We start from the raw sequence: 19,630 nt of genomic DNA, 5'->3' as shown, positions 1-19,630 counted from the left end.
AAACGTGCATGCGGGTGTGCGGCCGGCTGACATACGTTCGGGGAATCGGGGGAGGTGGCCGGCGTGAGCGAGCAGAACTGCCTGGTGGCCAATGACTGGGTGTGCGGGGAGTATGTGCGCACCCGCAGCCAGGAGTTGGTCGACGCGACCGTCCAGCACCTCGGCATCACGGTGGCGGCGGTGGTGATCGGCGTCATCGTCTCCCTCCCGCTCGCGCTCCTTGCCCGGCGCGCCCGCGTCTTCGCGGGGCCGGTGCTCGGCGTGACCACGGTGCTCTACTCGATCCCGTCGCTCGCGATGTTCTCGCTGCTGCTGCCCCTGTTCGGGCTCTCGGCCTCGCTGGTGGTCACGGGGCTCGTGCTGTACTCCCTGACGATCCTCGTGCGGAACATATTGGCGGGCCTTCAGGCGGTCCCGGAGGAGGCGCGGGAGGCCGCGCGCGGGATGGGGTACGGGCCGCTGCGGCTGCTGTGGGAGGTCGAACTGCCGCTGGCGCTCCCGGCGATGCTGGCCGGGGTGCGGATCGCGACGGTCTCCACGGTGGCGCTGACGACGGTCGGCTCGATCGTCGACTACGGCGGGCTCGGCACGCTGATCGTCGGGGGTCTGCAGAGCGACTTCAAGGCGCAGGTGCTCACGGCGTCCGTGCTGTGCGTACTGCTCGCGATCGTGGCTGACCTGCTGCTGCTCGGTGTGCAGCGGTGGTTGACGCCGTGGACGAGGGTGGGGGCGCCCGCCCGGGGCGGGTTCCGAATACGGGGGCTCCGCGGCCGCGACGACGTGGCGCGCGTCGAGCCGGAGAAGGTGGCATGAACGCGATATCGGGGGCCTACGACTGGCTGGCCACGGGTGCCAACTGGCAAGGGGAGAAGGGGGTGTGGCACCGCCTCGCCGAGCACCTGTACTTCTGCGGTGTCGCGCTCGCCGTCTCCTGCCTGATCGCCCTGCCGCTGGCCCTGTGGCTCGGGCACAAGGGCAAGGGCGGCGCGCTCGCGATCAACATCTCGAACGTGGGGCGCGCGATACCGACGCTGGCAGTCCTCGTGCTGCTCACGCTCACCCCGCTCGGCCGGCACGGCGATGTGCCGACGCTGATCGCGCTGGTGCTGTTCGCGGTGCCGCCGCTGCTCACCAACGCGTACGTGGGGATGCGCGAGGTCGACCGGTCGGTGGTGGAGGCCGCGCGCGGCATGGGCATGAGCGGCCGCCAGGTCTTCGCCCGCGTCGAACTGCCGCTGGCGTACCCGCTGGTGATGACCGGGCTGCGGTCCGCGACGGTGCAGGTGATCGCGACGGCGACGTTGGCGGCGATGGCCGGGGAGGGTGGGCTCGGGCGGATCATCACGGCGGGGTTCAGCCTTCAGAACACGCCGCAGGTGGTCGCGGGGGCGGTGCTCGTGGCCGCGCTCGCGCTGGCCGCGGAGGGCCTGTTCGTCGCGGCGGGGTGGGCCTTCGACCCCATGCGGAGGCGGGCGTGACCCAGTGGCCGGGGCCCGGTTCCGGGGCCTGGGTGCGAGGGCTTGTGTTTGTTGTCAGTTCCGGCAGTGCGACGAGGAGAGCGATGAACAGCAGAACGCGTCGAGTGGCCCTGGCGGCCGTGACCGTGGGTGCGCTGACCGCGGGGCTGACCGCGTGCGGTGGCGGCGACAGCCTCGAGAGCAAGGACGATGCGAGCGCGTCGGGTGGCGGCGGCGGGAAGGGCAAGGTCGTCATCGGCGCCGCGCGTTTCACCGAGGCCAAGGTGCTCGGTGAGCTGTACCGGCAGATATTGGCCGACGCCGGGTACGACGCGTCGGTCAAGACGGTGGAGAACCGCGAGATCTACGAGCCGCAGCTCGCCAAGGGAGCCATCGACGTGGTGCCCGAATACGCGGCGACGCTCGCCGAATTCCTCAACCTGAAGAAGAACGGGCCCAAGGCGAAGCCGGTCGCGTCGAGCGATGTCGATGCCACGGTGACCGCTCTGCGCAAGCTGGCCGAGCCGCAGGGGCTGAAGGTTCTGGACGCGGGAGAGGCCGTCGATCAGAACGCGTTCGCGGTGAGCAAGAGCTTTGCCGAGAAGCACAAGTTGAAGACTCTTTCGGATCTTGGCAAGTCGGGCGAGAAGGTGAAGATCGCGGCCGGTGACGAATGCGAGACCCGGCCGTTCTGCGCGCCGGGACTCAAGAAGTCGTACGGGATCGATGTCACGGGAATCGATCCCAAGGGTGTCGGCACCACGCAGTCGAAGCAGGCGGTGAAGAGCGGCACGGACCAGCTGGTCCTGACGACCACGACCGACGCGACGCTGGAGAACTTCGACCTCGTTCTTCTTGAGGACGACAAGAAGCTGCAGAACGCGGACAACATCGTTCCGGTTGTGAACGCCAAGGATGCGGGCGACAAGAAGATTGCCGATGTCCTCGGGAAGTTGACGAAGGCGCTCACGACGGATGATCTCGTCGAGCTGAACCGGAAGGTCGACGCCGAGCGGCAGAAGGAAGGCGATGTCGCGAAGGAGTATCTGGAGTCCAAGGACCTCATCGCTAAATGATCTTGATCGGCGCGTGTCGCCGGAGTGAGGGGCGATCGGTATCGGTCGCGGTAAGTGGCCTTGCCTGTACGGGGGTTAGGTGTTTTCTGTGACAGGTGTGTCCGAATTTTGCCGGGCGGGGCTTCGTGATTTGCCTACGCGCGGTAAGTTTCTGGCCATGCCACGTGGACGCCACCGCCATTCTCCGCCCCTGCACCGCCTCCTGCCTCCGACGGTGATCGCCGGTGTGCCTCTCGTCTGCGCGGGGGCCGCCTGGCTGTCCGAGGATCCGCTCGTTCTGCGGGGCGTCGCCGCTGCGGCCGCCGCGGCGGCGGTGATCGGCGCCGTGGTGATGCGCCGCTGGGACCGGCTCGCGGGCAAGCGGGTCGCCGAGCTGACGCGCGGCGCCGCGAGCGAGCGGTGGCGGCACGAGGAGGCCGTGGCGGAGCTGGAGGGCGACCTCGACGAGTCGCGTGAGCTGCGCACCCGCCTGGAGGGCAAGCTGCGGTCGAAGCGTGCCGAGCTCGCCGCGCTGCGGGGCGAGCACGCGGCGCTGCTGCGGCGGTACGCGAACGCGGAGACGGAGCGGGCCAGCGCGCTCGAGGGCCGGCGACGGCTCGCGATAGAGGCTGCCGCCCCGGCGAGGGCGCTGCCGCCCGTGCCCCCGGCCGTGCCGGGCCGGCCGACCCCGGAGATGTACCGGAAGGCCAATGTCGCGCTCAAGCGTCTCGCGCGGCCCGAGCCGGCGGCGCACGCGGCGGAGGAGGCCGATTCCCAGGGGAAGTCCGAGGCGGCGGCCGGTCACTTCACCGTGCCTGCCGCCGCGATGGTCGTACCCGCGGCACCCGCGCGGAAGGTCCCCCAGGGCGGTTTCGACTTCTTCGGCGCGGGGCGCTCCCTGCAGGGCGGGGAAGACCTGGCGGACGTCGTGGGCGAGGAGCTGGCGGCGGAGGTCGCGGCCGAGTCCCGGCCCGAGGCCGAGGGCAGCGACAACGTCTCCGAAGAAGACGCCGAGCGTGAGCAGCAGGTCATCGACCTGACCGCGCACGACGAGACGGAGCAGATCGACATGGGCGAGCTGAGGTCGGCACTTCAGGCATGACGCTTCAGGCGTGAGGCTTCAGGCGTGACACGTCAGGCATGAGATCGAGCGGGTGAGGGGCGAGTCGGCGGGCAGCCGGCTCGCCCCTCAGTCGTTCACCCGGCTCCCGGTCAAGGAACCCTCACGTCCCCGCCATCCACCGGTCCGGCCGCGCGTCGCGCCGACTCGTACGGGAGCGGTCCGCCTGGGCGCGCAGGAGGTCGGACGCCTCGTCCACGTCCCTCAGGCGGGCCGTCACCGTCTTGTTGGCGCCCGTGTCCAGGTGCAGATCGGCGACCCGCCAGTGCCGCTCCCAGGGCCCCTGAGTGACGCGCACGCTCTGTACCTTGGCGTGCGGGACGAGCGCGAGGCGGCGTTGCAGCAGCCCGTGGCGCGCGGCGAACACCGTCTCCGTGACCGCCACTCCGTAGCTCCGCCACCACACCGGCACGCACCAGCGCCCGCGCCGCGGCACCCCCGCGAAGTCGGCCGGCTTCGGCACCGTGACCCCCGGCAGGATCCGCGCGACGACGTCCTCGGCGTCCTCACGCGGCGCCACGGGGACGAGCGCGGTGTTCGAGGACCCGGCGACGTGCAGCTCGACGCGGACCCAGCCGCGGCGCCGCCACAGCAGCGGCTCGACGATCCGTACGGTCTGTACCCGTCCCGGCGGCACCGTCTCGTGCACCCGGTCGAGCAGCCCGTGGTCGATGTGCAGCCCGTCCTGGGACTCGCTGACCGTCCAGTCGTACTCCTTGATGAACCGGCCCGCGCTGTTGGTGAAGGCCCCGCCGACCAGCGGCACCGCGACCGCGATCACTGTCCACAGGTTGTGGGTGGCGAACCACAGGAGCACCGGGACGGCGACCGCGGCGAGCAGCATCGCCCAGGGTGCGCCCGTCAGGAGCAGCGCCACCGCGAGCATCCGCGGGGGCGTGTGCAGGATCGGCCGCGCCGGCGCCTCGCCCACGTCCTGCGCCGACTCGGGCGCGAATCCGGCGGCCCGGGCGAGGAGTTCGGCACGCAGCTTCCCGGCCTCGCGCTCTCCCAGGAAGGCGAGCTCGTCCTTCTTTTCGGCTCCTACTACGTCGAGTTTCAGTTTGGCCACGCCTACGAAGCGGGCCAGGAGCGGCTGCGTGACATCCACCGCCTGGAGGCGGTCGAGCCGGATGTGGGCGGTGCGGCGGAACAACAGGCCCGTACGGATGCGCAGTTCGGTGTCGGTCACGGCGAAGTGCGTGAACCACCAGGTGAGGAATCCGTACAGGGCGGCCGCCGGAACCAGTACACCGATGCCGATCAGGAGCACGGCGGTGCTGAGGTTGGCGAGCTGGCGCTGCGCCTGGTCCATGTCGTGGACGGCCCAGCCGAGCAGGATCGCGATGGGCGCCCACGCGCGGCGCAGCGGCGTGACGGGGTGCAGACGCCGCTCTCGCACGTCCTGAGCGGGCTGGTGGGCCGGGGCGTCGTCGGGGACGCGGGAGGCCGTCACAGGCCCGCCGATCGGGCCTCGCCGAGTTCGGTGAGGCGGTCGCGCAGCCGCTCGGCCTCCGCGGGCACGAGGCCGGGGATCGTCGCGTCGGTGGCCGCGGCGGCGGTGTGCAGTTGCAGGCTGGACAGGCCGAACTTCCGCTCCAGCGGCCCGGATGTCACCTCGACCAGCTGCATCCGCCCGTACGGCACGATCGTCTCCTGGTGCCACAGGATGCCGCGGCTGATCAGCAGGTCGTCGGCCCGCTCCGCGTACCGCCACGAGCGCCAGTTGCGGCCGAGCATCACCCAGCCCCACAGCAGCACCGCCAGGGGCAGCAGCCCGAACGCGGCCCAGGGCGGCCCCGCGAGGATCCACAGCAGCACCCCGACCGCCGCGGCCAGCGGCACCAGCCACAGCACGAGCAACAGGCGGCGCAGCTTCAACAGGCCGGGTGGCAGGCCCGTCCATGCGGGTTCGGCCTCAGGGGGAGTGCCCGCGACGCCCGAAGTCCCCGTTGCCCCTGTTTCCATGCGCCCACCCTACGTAGGAGACACTGTCGGCATGACGCCCACGACTCAGGCCACGGTCGGCATCGGTGGTGCCGCGGAGAGCACCGACATGGTGCTCAACATCGGTCCGCAGCACCCTTCCACCCATGGTGTGCTGCGCCTGCGTCTCGTGCTCGACGGCGAGCGCATCCAGCACGCGGAGCCGGTCATCGGCTACATGCACCGTGGTGCGGAGAAGCTCTTCGAAGCGCGCGACTACCGACAGATCGTGATGCTCGCCAACCGCCACGACTGGCTGTCCGCGTTCTCGAACGAGCTGGGCGTCGTGCTCGGCGTCGAGCGGATGCTGGGCATGGAGGTACCGGAGCGCGCCGTGTGGCTGCGGACGCTGCTCGCCGAGTTGAACCGGGTGCTCAACCATCTGATGTTCCTGGGTTCGTACCCGCTCGAACTAGGTGGAATCACGCCCGTCTTCCACGCCTTCCGGGAGCGCGAGGAACTCCAAAACGTCATGGAGGAGGTCTCCGGCGGGCGCATGCACTACATGTTCAACCGCGTCGGCGGCCTCAAGGAGGACCTGCCGCTCGGCTGGACGACCCGCGCGCGCGAGGCCGTCGCGTCCGTGCGCTCCCGCATGGACGTCTACGACAACCTCGTCCTCGGCAACGAGATCTTCCGGGGCCGTACGCGCGGGGTGGGCGTGCTGTCCGCCGAGGCCGCGCACGCCTACGGAGTCAGCGGACCGATCGCCCGCGCCTCAGGCGTCGACTTCGACCTCAGGCGCGACGAGCCGTACCTCGCCTACGGAGAGCTGCAGGACACCCTGAAGGTCGTCACGCGACAAGAAGGCGACTGCCTGGCCCGGTTCGAGTGCCTCCTGGAGCAGGCGCACAACGCGCTCGACCTCGCCGACGCCTGCCTCGACCGGATCGCGGACCTCCCGCAGGGCCCGGTCAACCAGCGCCTCCCGAAGGTCCTCAAGGCACCCGAGGGCCACACGTACGCGTGGACGGAGAACCCGCTCGGCATCAACGGCTACTACCTCGTCTCCAAGGGCGAGAAGACGCCGTACCGGCTCAAGCTGCGCTCCGCCTCGTACAACAACATCCAGGCGCTGACCGAGCTGCTTCCGGGGACGCTCGTCGCCGACATGGTGGCGATCCTCGGGTCACTGTTCTTCGTGGTCGGCGACATCGACAAGTAGGCCGTCGCTCGGCAGGCGCACGGGTTCGACCAGCCAGCCGAAGTCGCCGAGCCCGCCCCGCGCGGTCAGCTCCGCCGCCTCTCCCGCTCCCGCGAGCGCCCGGACGTACGCCGCCGGGTCCTGCGAGGCGAGGGCCAGCGGCGGGCGGCCGCCGGTGACGCCGAGGGCCCGGAGGGCGGCGCGCTGCGTGAGGAGGCGGGCGCCCGGGGTGGTCGCGCATGCGTCCAGCGCCACGTGCGCCGTGATGTCGCAGGAACCGTCCGGTACGGGAGGCGTCTCGCGGCCCTCGCGAAAGCCCGTGAGCGTGCCGAAGGGGGGCCGGGAGGCGCGGGTGTGCGCGTAGTCCACGGCGACCGCCAGGCCGCGCTCCAGGGTGCGTACGGCCGCCGCCCAGGCCTCGTCGCGGGTCCTGCCCACCTCCGCGCGCAGGCCCGGCTCCGGCGGCAGCGGCCACCACTGGCGCAGCCAGCCCGCCGACGCCTCGTCGAGCGGCGCCGCGTCGAGGGACTCCGTGCCGTCCTCGCGTACGAGGACCAGCCGGGCCGTGCCGTCGGCGTCCGCCTCGACGACCTCCAGGGGCACGTTGTCGAGCCACTCGTTCGCGAAGAGGAGTCCGGTGACACCGGTGGGCGGCTCGGCCCGCCACTCGATCCGGTGGTCGAGCCCGGCGGGAGGTTCCGCCTTCTCCACCGCGTAGGCACGCACGCGTAGCGCCACTTTTTCCGGCAGCACCTGTAGGACGCGCGAAACCAGCTCGCCGCGGCCCGCCGCCATGTCGACGAACGCCAACCCGTCGGGTTCGCCGAGAGCCGCGTCCACCCGGCACAACAGCTCGGCGACGGCCCCGGCGAACAGCGGCGACGCATGCACCGACGTGCGGAAATGCCCCGCAGGACCCTCGGGCCTGCGGTAGAAGCCGGCCGGTCCGTACAGCGCCTCTTCGGTGGCCGCGCGCCACCCGCGCGGTGCCCCCTGTTGTCCGTTCTCCACACCTGAAGGCTAAGTGCGCCGGGCGCACGCGCCGTGGGGGTCTCCACCTTCAGGAGTACGCGCGCCGGGTCCGGATCGACCCTCCGGTTGACCCCTGCGCGCTGCACGCATACCTACTCTGGGTTACGTGCAGCGCGTCTACGACTTCCTCCGCAGACATCCGACGTGGGTCGACGGCTTCTGGGCCGTGATTCTCTTCGGCATGTCCGTGACCATGGTGGGCGCGGGCGGGGCCGGCGGTGCGTCGTACGGGAACGAGACGGCGCTACTCGTCAGCGCCGGCCTGATGTCCGTGGTGGTCGCGCTGCGCCGCCGGATGCCGGACAAGATGCTGCTGCTCGCGGTGGTCACGGGCCTCGGCCAGCTGGTGTTCGACGCGAAGATCAATCCGTCGGACTTCGCGATGCTGGTCATCATCTACACCTGCGCGGTGAACGGCCCGCGCTGGGCGTCCCGCCTCGGTCTGATCGGCGGCCTGTTCGCGGCGCCGCTCTCCCAGCTCCGCTGGCCCACCGTCGGCGACATCAGCACCACCGGCCAGATCCTCATCACGGTCTTCCAGATGGTGCCGTTCGCCCTCGCCTGGGTGCTCGGCGACTCGCTGCGCACCAGGCGCGCGTATCTGGCACAGCTGGAGGAGCGCGCCAACCGCCTGGAGAAGGAGCGCGAGGCGCAGTCGAAGGTCGCGGTGGCGGCCGAACGGGCGCGTATCGCACGCGAGTTGCACGATGTCGTCGCGCACAACGTGTCGGTGATGGTGGTGCAGGCCGACGGCGCCGCCTACGTCCTCGACCAGGCGCCCGACCAGGCCAAGAAGGCCCTGGAGACCATCTCCGGCACCGGCAGGCAGGCGCTCGCGGAGATGCGCAGGCTGCTCGGCGTGCTGCGCACCGGCGAGCACGAGGAGGCCGGCGAGTACGTTCCGCAGCCCGACGTCGAGCAGATAGAGGAGCTCGTCGACGAGGTGCGCACGGCGGGCCTCCCGGTCGACTTCAGGGTGGAGGGCACCCCGCGCCCGCTGCCCAGCGGCGTCGAGCTGACCGCGTACCGCATCGTCCAGGAAGCCCTCACCAACACCCGCAAGCACGCCGGTCCGAACGCGGGCGCCAGCGTCCGCCTCGTCTACTTCGACGACGGCCTCGGCCTGCTCGTCGAGGACGACGGCAAGGGCGCCCCGCACGAGCTGTACGAGGACGGGGGCGCGGACGGCCGCGGCCACGGCCTCATCGGGATGCGCGAGCGCGTCGGTATGGTCGGCGGCACGCTGGACGCGGGACCACGGCCCGGCGGTGGCTTCCGTATCAGCGTGCTGCTGCCTCTCAAGCCCGCCCATTGACACGTACAAGTCCACCGATGACGCGTACAGATGACACGTACAAGTCCACCGACACGTACAAGTGAGGACCGCCCGATGTCGATCAAGGTCATGCTCGTCGACGACCAGGTGCTGCTGCGCACCGGCTTCCGGATGGTGCTCGCCGCGCAGCCGGACATGGAGGTCGTCGCCGAAGCGGGCGACGGCGTCGAGGCGCTGGAGGTGCTGCGCTCGACCTCCGTGGACGTGGTCCTCATGGACGTCCGCATGCCGAAGCTCGACGGGGTCGAGACGACGCGGCGGATCTGCGCGGAGGCCGACCCGCCCAAGGTCCTCATCCTGACCACCTTCGACCTCGACGAGTACGCGTTCTCGGGGCTCAGGGCGGGGGCCTCCGGCTTCATGCTCAAGGACGTGCCCCCGGGGGAGCTGCTCACCGCGATCCGCGCCGTGCACAGCGGCGACGCGGTGGTCGCCCCGTCCACGACCCGGCGGCTGCTCGACCGGTTCGCCCCGATGCTGCCCAGCGGTCCCGACCAGCCGCAGCACAAGCGGCTCCAGCGGCTCACCGAGCGCGAGCGCGAGGTCATGGTCCTGGTCGCCCAGGGGCACTCGAACGGTGAGATTGCCGCGCGCCTGGTGCTGTCCGAGGCCACGGTGAAGACCCATGTGGGCCGCATCCTGACCAAGCTCGACCTGCGCGACCGGGTCCAGGTCGTCGTCCTCGCCTACGAGACGGGGCTCGTCCGGGCGGGCGGCGCCGGGGCCTGAGCCCCGACCGACCGGGCCCGGGCGGTCAGCGCAGCACCCCCTCGATGAAGTCCCCGCCGAGGCGCGAGACCACGCTCAGGTCCAACTGGTGCTGCACATAGCGGCCGCGCCGCCGCGTCGTGATCAGCTCGGCCTTCTTCAGCACCGACAGGTGCCGGGATATCTCCGGCGCGGACATGCCGTGCGCGTCGGCCAGCTCGCTCGTCGTGTACGCGCCGCGGGCCAGGTGCCGGCACAGCCGCATGCGCGTGGGGTGGGCGAGCGCCGACATGCGCCGCGTCAGCTGCTCCACGGAGGGCGGTGTCGTGAGCCCGGGGGAGGCGATCGGGTACGTGATCATCGGCTGCCAGCCGCTGCGGTGCAGCACCCACAGATGCGGCCACCCCAGGCTGGTCGGCGTCAGGATCAGATTGCCACCGCCCGTCTCCGTACGCCCCACGGAGATCTTGTCGACGACGACCGTGCGACCCGCCTCGTCGAGCGCGACCGCGGAGGAGGTCGCCGCGAGCGCTTCCCCGAGGCCCTTGCGGCGCAGCACCTCCGTCTTGTGCCGCGCGTCGGCCGCCAACTGGTGCCGCACACGCGCCCATACGTCCGAGAAGAATGCCTCGTCGCAGTCCTGCAGCAGCTCGCGGAACCACGACCTGACGGCGGGCGGGTCCTCCAGCAGGCGCTGGGTGAAGCGGACTTGGGGCGCCCCGCGCGCGGCGGCGAGTTCGAGCGCGCGCTCGCGGGTGCCCGGATCAGCGAGCCGGTTCACCGCGCGCTCCGCGTACTGCGACTGGCACGTGAACTCCAGTGCGGCATCAACGAATTGCTCGTCGGAGAGCTTGTCGAGCAGGTCGAGCTCCTCGGCGAGCGTGGCGCCGGGCAGGGTGCGCCGCCCCGGCATTCCGGCGGACGGCGTGAAGACGTCCGAGAACGTCGTCCGCCACAGGAAGTCCGCCTCGCACATCCGGTCCGCGAGGCACGGGTCCAGGCACGCCGTCACGCTCGTCGTCCACCCCTGCAGCCCCGGGTGGTGGGCGGGCTCCGACAGCGCGTGCAGCGCCATGCCCAGCTCGGCCAGGGGTGAGGGCACGACATGGATCCGCTCGGGCGCCAGGCCCGTGATGTCGATGCTCACGCTCATGACCCCATGGTGCACGCCGCCACTGACAGTCGGGCCGTCGATTGACGACTCCCGTCAATCGACGTGACCGGGCGGCGGCGCCGGACGCAATCTCGTACCCATCGGCCCCGAACGGCAGCAAACAGGCTGATTCCGGGGCACAGCGCGACAATCGAGATGAAGGGCGAGGTGTTCGACATGAGCTTCACCCAGCAGTACGCCATCGACCTCTACCGGGCCGCCCAGCGCGGCGAAGCGGCTCCGCCGGCGCCCGGTCTGAACGACGTCGCCGCCCTCCGGGAGCTGCGCGACTACCGCCGGTTCAAGGCGGTCGTGGCCGGCCGCCCGGCCCGCGGCCGGATCCGGGCGGCCCTGACCCGCCGGCTGTCGGGACGCCGCGGCCACCCGGCCGGTTGCTGACCCCGCCCCCTACGCGGGGATCCGCCCCACGAAGTCCGCGACGGCCGCGCGGACGTCGTCCGGGCCCCACTCAAGACCGGCCCCGGCGACCGTGACCTCCGTGGTCGCGAACCCCGGCACCGAACCCTCCTGCGACCAGTGCGCGAACAACGCCGTCCGCGCCTCCTCCGCCTGCGCGATCCCGGCCTCCGTGAGCGCCTCGGCGTCGTAGGGCAGCCAGACCCGGAACTGGTGCGTGTGCGGCACCTCGGGGAACACCCGCGCCCCGGCGACACCGGCCTCGGCGAACCCCTCCCGCAGCGCCTGCGCGACCACGCGCGCGTGCGCCACGTACTCGGGAAGCCGCGGCAGCTCCCGCTCAAGACCCGCCAGCGCCGCGATCGCCTGCGGGAACTGCTGGAAGACCTGGCCTCCGTAGCGGTGCCGCCACGTCCTGGCCTCGCCGACGAACGACTCCGGGCCCGCGAGCACCGCGCCGCTGAGGCCGCCGAGCGACTTGTAGAACGACACGTAGACGCTGTCCGCGAGCTCCGCGATCTCGTCCAGCGGGCGCCCGAAGTGCACCGTGGTCTCCCACAGGCGGGCCCCGTCGAAGTGGATCACGGCGTCACGCGCGCGTGCCGCCTCGCAGACCTCCTCCAGCTCCTCCCAGGTGGGCAGCACGAACCCGGCGTCCCTGAGCGGCAGTTCGAGCATCAGCGTCCCGAACGGCTCGTCCAAGTCGTGCACGTCCTCGGCGTCGATCTGCCGCGCCGCGCGCGTGGGGTGCACGGTGCGCAGCCCCGTCACCGTGGTCAGCGCCTCGCGCTCGTGGACCTCCGGGTGCGCCAGCGGGTGCAGGGCCACCGTGGAATTGCCGGTACGCCCCGCCCAGCAGCGCAGCGCGACCTGCTGCGCCATGGTGCCGGTGGGGAAGAACGCGGCCGCCTCCTTGCCGAGCAGCGCGGCGACCCTCGCCTCCAGGTCGGCCACGACGCCGTCCCCGTAGATGTCGACGTCGCCCGACAGATCGGCCTCCGCCGCGGCGGCGGACAGGCTCTCCCACCGCTCACCCAGCGTGGCCTCCCGCGGCCCGCTGGCCAGCCTGCGCTTGGCGCCCCGCAACGCGGTGATCAGCCGTTCGTTCTGCGTCTTCTCGGGCGTGGCAGTGTTCTCGGCGGTTCCGTCCATCTGTCGATCATGGCGCACCCACGTGCGCTTGCCCACAGCCTGTGGACAGCCAGGGCCCGCGCCCACAGATAGCGTTAACATGACGAGAAATCGTCCGGTACCCCGAGCGGACTGGAACGGAAGGCCATCGCCTCGTGACGACACCCCCTCCTCCGAACCCACGATTCGAACCCATGGACCCGAAGGACCGCCCCGCCCGCCTCACCGTGGGCGTCGTCGGTGCGGGCCGCGTCGGACCCGCGCTCGCCGCGTCCCTGCAACTGGCCGGGCACCGCCCCGTCGCCGTCTCCGGAGTCTCCGACGCCTCCGTGCGCCGGGCGGCGACACTGCTGCCCGACGTGCCCCTGGTGCCGCCCGCCGAGGTCCTCGCGCAGGCCGACCTGGTGCTCCTCACCGTCCCCGACGACGTCCTGCCGGGCCTGGTCGAGGGGTTCGCCGAGACCGGCGCCGTACGCCCTGGTCAGCTGCTCGTGCACACCTCGGGACGGTACGGCGCGAAGGTCCTCGAACCGGCGCTGCGCGCGGGCGGGCTGCCGCTCGCGCTGCACCCCGCGATGACGTTCACCGGCACCGCCGTCGACGTCCAGCGGCTGGCAGGCTGCTCGTTCGGTGTCACCGCGCCCGAGGAGCTGCGGCTGGCCGCGGAGGCCCTGGTCATCGAGATGGGCGGCGAGCCCGAGTGGATCGCGGAGGAGAACCGCGCGCTCTACCACGCGGCCCTCGCGCTCGGGGCTAACCACCTGGTCACCCTGGTCGCCGAGTCCATGGAACTGCTCCGCGAGGCGGGCGTGGGCGCTCCCGACCGGATGCTGGGCCCGCTGCTCGGCGCGGCGCTCGACAACGCGCTCAGGTCCGGCGACTCGGCCCTCACGGGCCCGGTGGCGCGCGGCGACGCGGGCACCGTCGCCGCCCACATCACGGAGCTGCGCAAGCACGCCCCGCAGACCGTCGCCGGCTATCTCGCGATGGCCCGTGCGACCGCCGACCGCGCGCTCGCGCACGGACTGCTGAAGCCGGAGCTCGCCGAGGACCTGCTGGGCGTCCTCGCGACCGGTGCGGAGGAGACCCGATGAGCCCCACGAGCCCCACGGACTCCATACAGGCGAGCCCTACGAAGACGTCGCACACGCGGCTCGTCCACAAGGGCGAGGACATGCGGGCCCGCACGCGTCCCGGAAGGCGCGTCGTCGTCATGACGATGGGCGCCCTGCACGAGGGCCACGCCACCTTGATCCGCGCGGCCAGGGCCCGCGCGGGGACGGACGGCGAAGTGGTCGTCACGGTCTTCGTGAACCCGCTGCAGTTCGGCGCCGGCGAGGACCTCGACCGCTATCCGCGCACCCTGGAAGCGGACGTGAAGATCGCCGAACAGGCGGGCGCCGACGTCGTGTTCGCGCCGTCCGTCGACGAGGTCTACCCGGGCGGACAGCCCGAGGTCCGCATCACGGCGGGCCCCATGGGGGAGCGCCTCGAAGGCGCCTCGCGCCCCGGCCACTTCGACGGCATGCTCACCGTGGTCGCCAAGCTGCTGCACCTCACGCGCGCGGACGTGGCCCTCTTCGGCCAGAAGGACGCGCAGCAACTCGCCCTGGTGCGCCGCATGGTGCGCGATCTGAACTTCGACGTGGAGATCGTCGCCGTGCCCACGGTCCGCGAGGACGACGGGCTCGCGCTCTCCTCCCGCAACCGCTACCTGTCCCCGGCCGAGCGCCGCACCGCGCTGGCCCTCTCCGACGCCCTGTTCACGGGCCGCGACCGGCACGCGGCGCAGGAGGCCCTGCGCGCGCGTGCCGCCGAGAGCCCGACCCCGCGCGCGCGGGCCAAGGCGCTCGGGAAGATCGGCGAGGCCCGTGCCGCAGCCGACGCGCACGCCGTCGCCACGGCGTCCCCGGGCCGCCCCTCGGCCGTCCTCGCGGCGGCCCGCCTGATCCTCGACGAGGCCAAGCGGCTCCAGCCGCCGGTCGAGCTCGACTACGTGGCGCTCGTCGACCCGCGCGACTTCACCGACGTGACCGACGGCTTCGAGGGCGAGGCCGTGCTCGCGGTCGCCGCGCGGGTGGGCGCCACCCGCCTCATCGACAACCTGCCGCTGACCTTCGGAGGCCACTAGTGAGCAGCACCGGCATAAGGCTCCACGCCCCCACCCCCGGCTGGAACATCGAAGCGGACGTCGTGGTCGTCGGCTCCGGAGTCGCGGGCCTGACCGCGGCCCTGCGCTGCCACGCCGCGGGCCTGCGCACGGTCGTCGTCACCAAGGCCCGCCTCGACGACGGCTCCACGCGCTGGGCGCAGGGCGGCGTCGCGGCGGCGCTCGGCGAGGGCGACACCCCCGAGCAGCACTTGGACGACACCCTGGTCGCCGGCGCCGGACTCTGCGACGAGCAGGCGGTGCGCACTCTCGTCACCGAGGGCCCCGACGCCGTCCGCCGCCTCATCGAGACCGGCGCGCACTTCGACGAGTCCACCGAGGGCGACCTCCAGCTGACCCGCGAGGGCGGCCACCACCGGCGCCGCATCGTGCACGCGGGCGGCGACGCGACCGGGGCGGAGATCTCCCGCGCGCTCGTCGAAGCAGTACGCGCGCGCGGGCTGGAAACCGTCGAGAACGCCCTGGTGCTCGACCTGTTGACGGACACCGAGGGCCGCACGGCCGGCGTCTCCCTGCACGTCATGGGTGAGGGCCAGCACGACGGCGTCGGCGCGGTCCTGGCCCCCGCCGTCGTCCTCGCGACCGGCGGCATGGGCCAGGTCTTCTCCGCGACCACGAACCCGCACGTGTCCACGGGCGACGGCGTGGCCCTCGCCCTGCGCGCGGGCGCCGAGGTCAGCGACCTGGAATTCGTCCAGTTCCACCCGACCGTGCTGTTCCTGGGCGCGGACGCCGAGGGCCAGCAGCCGCTCGTCTCCGAGGCCGTACGCGGCGAGGGGGCGCACCTGGTGGACGCGGACGGCGTGCGCTTCATGGTGGGCCAGCACGAACTCGCCGAGCTGGCGCCCCGCGACATCGTCGCCAAGGGCATCACCCGGCGCATGCTGGAGCAGGGCACCGATCACATGTTCCTGGACGGGCGGCACTTCGGCGCCGACATGTGGGAGAACCGGTTCCCCACGATCCTGGCGGCCTGCCGCGCCCACGGCATCGACCCGGTCACCGAGCCCATCCCGGTCGCCCCCGCCGCGCACTACGCCTCCGGAGGCGTCCGCACCGACCTGTACGGGCGCACCACGGTGCCGGGCCTGTACGCGTGCGGGGAGGCCGCCTGCACGGGCGTCCACGGGGCGAACCGGCTGGCCTCCAACTCCCTTCTGGAAGGCCTCGTCTACGCCGAGCGCATCGCGGACGACATCGAGCGGCAGCACGCGGAGAACGGCCTCCACGCGCGCGTACCCGCGCCCGTCGAGCACCCGCGGACCCCGGAGCACCCCCTCCTGCCCCCGGAGGCCCGCTTCGCCATCCAGCGCGTGATGACGGAGGGGGCGGGCGTCCTGCGCTCCGCCGACTCCCTCGCCGAGGCCGCGGCCCAGCTCGGCCGCATCCACGCCGAAGCGGTCAACTCCCTTACGGAGAACGGCAAGACGTCCGAGCCGGGGGTCGACACCTGGGAGGCCACCAACCTCCTGTGCGTGGCCCGCGTCCTGGTCGCCGCCGCGCGCCGTCGCGAGGAGACCCGCGGCTGCCACTGGCGCGAGGACCACCCGGACCGCGACGATGCCACGTGGCGCCGCCACATCGTCGTACGCCTGAATCCGGACCGGACTCTGGCCACGTACACCACACCCACAGCAGACTTTCCGGCAACGGCAGAAAACCCTCAGGAGCAGTGACCGACGTGAGCGCCACCCCCGACCTCCCCCTCGCCGACAGCGGCGGCTGCGGCGACAACTGCGGCTGTGCGCAGGGCAACGACGAGAACGGCACCGACGTCATGGAGTGCGGCCTCGACCCGTCGCTCGCCCAGCTGCTGGTCGACGCGGGCCTGCACCCGGTCGAGATCGAGGACATCGCCCACATGGCGATCACCGAGGACCTGGACGGCGGCGTGGACGTCACGACCGTCGCCACGATCCCCGAAGAGGCCGTCGCCACCGCCGACTTCACGGCCCGCGAGGCGGGCGTCGTGGCGGGCCTGCGCGTCGCCGAAGCGGTCATCTCCGTAGTGGCCGCCGACGAGTTCGAGGTCGAGCGGCACGCGGAGGACGGCGACCGGGTCGAGGCGGGCCAGAAGCTGCTCTCCGTCACCACCCGCACCCGCGACCTGCTCACTGCCGAGCGCACGGCGCTCAACATCATGTGCCGCCTCTCCGGCATCGCGACCGCCACGCGCGCGTGGGCGGACGTTCTGGACGGCACGAAGGCGAAGGTCCGCGACACCCGCAAGACGACCCCCGGCCTGCGCTCCCTGGAGAAGTACGCGGTCCGCATGGGCGGCGGCGTCAACCACCGCATGTCCCTCTCGGACGCGGCCCTGGTCAAGGACAACCACGTAGTGGCGGCCGGCGGCGTCGCCCAGGCCTTCCAGGCCGTGCGTGACCGCTTCCCCGGTCTGCCGATCGAGGTCGAGGTCGACACCCTGCACCAGCTGCGCGAGGTCCTCGACGCGGGCGCCGACCTGATCCTCCTGGACAACTTCACGCCGGGCGAGACCGAGGAGGCGGTGGCGATCACGGACGGCCGCGCGCTCCTGGAGTCGTCGGGCCGCCTCACGCTGGAAAACGCTGCTACGTATGCGAAGACGGGCGTCGACTACCTCGCCGTGGGCGCGCTCACCCACTCCTCGCCGATCCTCGACATCGGCCTCGACCTGCGCGAGGCGGACGCCTGATGCTGCTCACCATCGACGTGGGCAACACCCACACCGTCCTCGGCCTGTTCGACGGCGAGGAGATCATCGAGCACTGGCGCATCTCCACGGACGCGCGCAAGACGGCCGACGAACTCGCCGTCCTGCTCAAGGGCCTGATGGGCATGCACCCGCTGCTCGGCGACGCCCTGGGCGACGGCATCGACGGCATCGCGATCTGCTCGACCGTCCCCTCGGTCCTGCACGAGCTGCGCGAGGTCACCCGCCGCTACTACGGCGACGTACCCGCCGTCCTGGTCGAACCCGGCATCAAGACCGGCGTGCCGATCCTCATGGACAACCCCAAGGAGGTCGGCGCCGACCGGATCATCAACGCGGTCGCGGCCGTCGAGATGTTCGGCGGCCCCGCGATCGTCGTGGACTTCGGCACGGCCACGACCTTCGACGCGGTGTCCGCGCGCGGCGAGTACGCGGGCGGCGTGATCGCGCCCGGCATCGAGATCTCCGTCGAGGCGCTCGGTATGCGCGGCGCCCAGCTGCGCAAGATCGAGCTGGCCAGGCCGCGCAGCGTCATCGGCAAGAACACGGTCGAGGCGATGCAGGCGGGCATCGTGTACGGGTTCGCGGGCCAGGTCGACGGGGTCGTGAACCGGATGGCGAAGGAACTCGCGGACGACCCGGACGACGTGACCGTCATCGCGACGGGCGGGCTCGCGCCGATGGTCCTCGGCGAGGCCACGGTCATCGACGAGCACGAGCCGTGGCTGACGCTGATCGGGCTGCGCCTGGTGTACGAGCGGAACGTCTCGCGGCTCTGAGAGGTGGCCCCGGGCGTGCCGCCAAAGCACCCCGGGCATTCCGTCGAGGCACGCCCGGAAATTGCCGGTTAAGCCGATTTGTCCGTAATAGGCCGTACCGTCATTTCATGCCCACGCCCTACGGAAACCGCGGCGGCCTGGCGTTCGGTGCAGAAGAGCTGCGTGTGCTCCGACGCGCCCTCGCCCTCGCCCTCCATCCCAGCCCCGCCTCGGACGAGGATGTCCGGGCCTGCCTGCGACTCGCGGAGTCGCTCGACGAAGCGAGCCGGGAAGGCATCCGCATGCGCGCCTTCCTCCGCTCCGACCTCGACCGCTACCGGGCCGCCCTGCCCGGCTCCGCTCCCGGCTATCTGAGCCTCCTCGAGGAGGCCCTGGCGGCGGGCCACAAGCCCGGCGCCGAGGACCTCGCGGCGCTGCGCGCACTGCCCGCGAACCCGGCCGCGGCGGCCCTCCTCGCCCGCTGCCACGACCTGGCGGAACAGGGCGTACGCGACAAGTTCGACGCGCTGTACCGGACCCGCGTCCCGGCCTCTCGCACCCACCTGCTCGCCCTGCCCGGCGGCCTGTCGGCGGCGGACGGCGGCAAGCCCGCCAAGCCGGCCCCCGAGACCCCGCAGCGCCCGGTCCCCACCCCCGCCGAGGTCTTCCCCCCGAAGCGCCGCCCCGCCCAACCTCCGGCCCCATCGCAGCGACTGGCCGTCGGGTAGCTACTCTGGGGGCATGGACTACGTCTCCGCGCTCGTGCCCCCGGTCGTGATGGCCGCGTTCTTCATCGGTCTGATCGTGACCATCGTGAAGTCGCAGGGCGGCGACAAGAAGAACAAGGAAGACGCGGCCGTCGACGCCGCCATCGCGCGCGCCGAGTCCGCCCGACAGGGTGGCGGCACGCAGCGGGACGCGACCGCCTGAGGGCGGGCGCGACCAGTACGGAATCGGCAGTGAGGGGCGCCCAGGTGGGCGCCCCTTTTGTCATTGCTCGGCGATCGTCGCCACGTCCCACGTTGAATTACCGACTTCTCCCACTATTGTGCTTCTCGTGCCGCGCCCCTTGGGAGAACTCGAAGACGCAGTGATGACGCGGGTGTGGAAGTGGAACCGCCCGGTCACCGTGAGGGAAGTCCTGGAGGACCTCCAACAGGAACGGTCCATCGCCTACACGACCGTCATGACCGTATTGGACAATCTCCATCAGAAGGGCTGGGTGCGCCGCGAAGCGGAAGGCCGGGCCTATCGATATGAGGCGGTCTCCACACGCGCCGCGTACTCGGCAGCGCTGATGAACGAGGCCTGGGCGCAGAGCGACAACCCCGCAGCCGCCCTCGTCGCGTTCTTCGGGATGATGTCGCCGGCACAGCGCGAGGCACTCAGGGATGCCATGCGGATCGTCTCGCCCGAACTACCGGCTGAAGTCCCCTCGGCCCCCGAGGAAGCGGGCGACGGAGCCGGGCGATAG

The 19,630-nt window shown here is 71.9% G+C and carries 21 protein-coding genes; 16 read left to right on the top strand and 5 right to left on the bottom strand.

Annotated elements, in window-relative coordinates; translation table 11 throughout:
• Nucleotides 1-63: 63 nt before the first annotated feature.
• The 4 genes from ACYSUO_RS34640 to ACYSUO_RS34625 all read left to right on the top strand — a co-directional run bounded on the left by ACYSUO_RS34640 (nucleotide 64) and on the right by ACYSUO_RS34625 (nucleotide 3,614).
• Nucleotides 64-813: an ABC transporter permease gene (locus tag ACYSUO_RS34640; RefSeq protein WP_461780177.1), complete on the top strand. Its 750-nt coding sequence runs from the start codon at nucleotides 64-66 to the stop codon at nucleotides 811-813.
• Nucleotides 810-1,478 carry an ABC transporter permease gene (locus ACYSUO_RS34635; RefSeq protein WP_461780176.1) on the top strand — a complete coding sequence of 223 codons (669 nt, stop codon included), beginning with the start codon at nucleotides 810-812 and terminating at the stop codon, nucleotides 1,476-1,478. The genes ACYSUO_RS34640 and ACYSUO_RS34635 overlap by 4 nt, the downstream gene beginning before the upstream one ends.
• Nucleotides 1,479-1,561: 83 nt before the next feature.
• Nucleotides 1,562-2,533 carry an ABC transporter substrate-binding protein gene (locus ACYSUO_RS34630; RefSeq protein ID WP_461780205.1) on the top strand — a complete coding sequence of 324 codons (972 nt, stop codon included), beginning with the start codon at nucleotides 1,562-1,564 and terminating at the stop codon, nucleotides 2,531-2,533.
• A gap of 157 nt (nucleotides 2,534-2,690) precedes the next feature.
• Nucleotides 2,691-3,614, top strand: a complete 924-nt coding sequence (locus ACYSUO_RS34625) for a hypothetical protein (RefSeq protein WP_461780175.1) — start codon at nucleotides 2,691-2,693, stop codon at nucleotides 3,612-3,614.
• A gap of 121 nt (nucleotides 3,615-3,735) precedes the next feature.
• On the opposite strand, the gene ACYSUO_RS34620 is transcribed toward ACYSUO_RS34625, so the two are convergent.
• Entirely contained in the window at nucleotides 3,736-5,085 is a 1,350-nt protein-coding gene (locus tag ACYSUO_RS34620; protein ID WP_461780174.1) for a PH domain-containing protein, read from the bottom strand.
• Complete coding sequence (locus ACYSUO_RS34615) at nucleotides 5,082-5,597, bottom strand: PH domain-containing protein (RefSeq protein WP_461780173.1); 516 nt, start codon at nucleotides 5,595-5,597, stop codon at nucleotides 5,082-5,084. The genes ACYSUO_RS34620 and ACYSUO_RS34615 overlap by 4 nt, the downstream gene beginning before the upstream one ends.
• 31 nt (nucleotides 5,598-5,628) lie before the next feature.
• Between ACYSUO_RS34615 and ACYSUO_RS34610 the strand changes: the two genes are divergently transcribed.
• Nucleotides 5,629-6,780 carry an NADH-quinone oxidoreductase subunit D gene (locus ACYSUO_RS34610; RefSeq protein WP_461780172.1) on the top strand — a complete coding sequence of 384 codons (1,152 nt, stop codon included), beginning with the start codon at nucleotides 5,629-5,631 and terminating at the stop codon, nucleotides 6,778-6,780.
• Here ACYSUO_RS34610 and ACYSUO_RS34605 read toward each other — a convergent pair.
• Nucleotides 6,745-7,770: an SAM-dependent methyltransferase gene (locus tag ACYSUO_RS34605; RefSeq protein ID WP_461780171.1), complete on the bottom strand. Its 1,026-nt coding sequence runs from the start codon at nucleotides 7,768-7,770 to the stop codon at nucleotides 6,745-6,747. The two genes, ACYSUO_RS34610 and ACYSUO_RS34605, sit on opposite strands and share 36 nt — an antisense overlap.
• A 127-nt stretch (nucleotides 7,771-7,897) precedes the next feature.
• Between ACYSUO_RS34605 and ACYSUO_RS34600 the strand changes: the two genes are divergently transcribed.
• Nucleotides 7,898-9,106, top strand: coding sequence for a sensor histidine kinase (locus ACYSUO_RS34600; RefSeq protein ID WP_461780170.1), 1,209 nt, complete (start codon nucleotides 7,898-7,900; stop codon nucleotides 9,104-9,106).
• A 75-nt stretch (nucleotides 9,107-9,181) separates the two neighbouring features.
• Nucleotides 9,182-9,856 (top strand): response regulator, encoded by a 675-nt coding sequence (locus tag ACYSUO_RS34595; protein WP_426902995.1) that lies wholly within the window; start codon nucleotides 9,182-9,184, stop codon nucleotides 9,854-9,856.
• 25 nt (nucleotides 9,857-9,881) lie between these two features.
• Here the strand turns inward: ACYSUO_RS34595 and ACYSUO_RS34590 are convergent, their stop codons facing one another.
• Nucleotides 9,882-10,988: a DUF5937 family protein gene (locus ACYSUO_RS34590; RefSeq protein ID WP_461780169.1), complete on the bottom strand. Its 1,107-nt coding sequence runs from the start codon at nucleotides 10,986-10,988 to the stop codon at nucleotides 9,882-9,884.
• Between the two features lie 177 nt (nucleotides 10,989-11,165).
• Between ACYSUO_RS34590 and ACYSUO_RS34585 the strand changes: the two genes are divergently transcribed.
• Nucleotides 11,166-11,387 carry a hypothetical protein gene (locus ACYSUO_RS34585; protein ID WP_461780168.1) on the top strand — a complete coding sequence of 74 codons (222 nt, stop codon included), beginning with the start codon at nucleotides 11,166-11,168 and terminating at the stop codon, nucleotides 11,385-11,387.
• Nucleotides 11,388-11,396: 9 nt separating this feature from the next.
• On the opposite strand, the gene ACYSUO_RS34580 is transcribed toward ACYSUO_RS34585, so the two are convergent.
• Nucleotides 11,397-12,557, bottom strand: coding sequence for a threonine aldolase family protein (locus ACYSUO_RS34580; RefSeq protein ID WP_461780167.1), 1,161 nt, complete (start codon nucleotides 12,555-12,557; stop codon nucleotides 11,397-11,399).
• 173 nt (nucleotides 12,558-12,730) lie between these two features.
• Between ACYSUO_RS34580 and ACYSUO_RS34575 the strand changes: the two genes are divergently transcribed.
• The 8 genes from ACYSUO_RS34575 to ACYSUO_RS34540 all read left to right on the top strand — a co-directional run bounded on the left by ACYSUO_RS34575 (nucleotide 12,731) and on the right by ACYSUO_RS34540 (nucleotide 19,630).
• Nucleotides 12,731-13,630: a Rossmann-like and DUF2520 domain-containing protein gene (locus ACYSUO_RS34575; RefSeq protein ID WP_461780166.1), complete on the top strand. Its 900-nt coding sequence runs from the start codon at nucleotides 12,731-12,733 to the stop codon at nucleotides 13,628-13,630.
• Nucleotides 13,631-13,710: 80 nt separating this feature from the next.
• Nucleotides 13,711-14,667: a pantoate--beta-alanine ligase gene (gene panC, locus ACYSUO_RS34570; RefSeq protein ID WP_461780204.1), complete on the top strand. Its 957-nt coding sequence runs from the start codon at nucleotides 13,711-13,713 to the stop codon at nucleotides 14,665-14,667.
• Nucleotides 14,667-16,382, top strand: coding sequence for an L-aspartate oxidase (locus tag ACYSUO_RS34565; RefSeq protein WP_461780165.1), 1,716 nt, complete (start codon nucleotides 14,667-14,669; stop codon nucleotides 16,380-16,382). Before panC ends, ACYSUO_RS34565 begins: the two co-directional genes overlap by 1 nt.
• Nucleotides 16,379-17,380, top strand: coding sequence for a carboxylating nicotinate-nucleotide diphosphorylase (nadC, locus tag ACYSUO_RS34560; RefSeq protein ID WP_461780164.1), 1,002 nt, complete (start codon nucleotides 16,379-16,381; stop codon nucleotides 17,378-17,380). The genes ACYSUO_RS34565 and nadC overlap by 4 nt, the downstream gene beginning before the upstream one ends.
• A complete protein-coding gene (locus tag ACYSUO_RS34555) occupies nucleotides 17,380-18,177 on the top strand; it encodes a type III pantothenate kinase (protein ID WP_426903002.1) in 798 nt (265 codons plus the stop codon). The genes nadC and ACYSUO_RS34555 overlap by 1 nt, the downstream gene beginning before the upstream one ends.
• A gap of 107 nt (nucleotides 18,178-18,284) precedes the next feature.
• Nucleotides 18,285-18,884 (top strand): hypothetical protein, encoded by a 600-nt coding sequence (locus ACYSUO_RS34550; RefSeq protein ID WP_461780163.1) that lies wholly within the window; start codon nucleotides 18,285-18,287, stop codon nucleotides 18,882-18,884.
• A gap of 13 nt (nucleotides 18,885-18,897) precedes the next feature.
• Nucleotides 18,898-19,086 carry a hypothetical protein gene (locus tag ACYSUO_RS34545; RefSeq protein ID WP_461780162.1) on the top strand — a complete coding sequence of 63 codons (189 nt, stop codon included), beginning with the start codon at nucleotides 18,898-18,900 and terminating at the stop codon, nucleotides 19,084-19,086.
• A 127-nt stretch (nucleotides 19,087-19,213) separates the two neighbouring features.
• On the top strand, nucleotides 19,214-19,630 hold the full coding sequence (locus ACYSUO_RS34540; RefSeq protein ID WP_461780161.1) for a BlaI/MecI/CopY family transcriptional regulator: 417 nt from the start codon (nucleotides 19,214-19,216) through the stop codon (nucleotides 19,628-19,630).

This window comes from Streptomyces sp. UC4497 (assembly GCF_054871485.1).
Note: the sequence above shows the minus strand (reverse complement) of the source record. Positions and strands in the feature narration are given on the sequence as shown.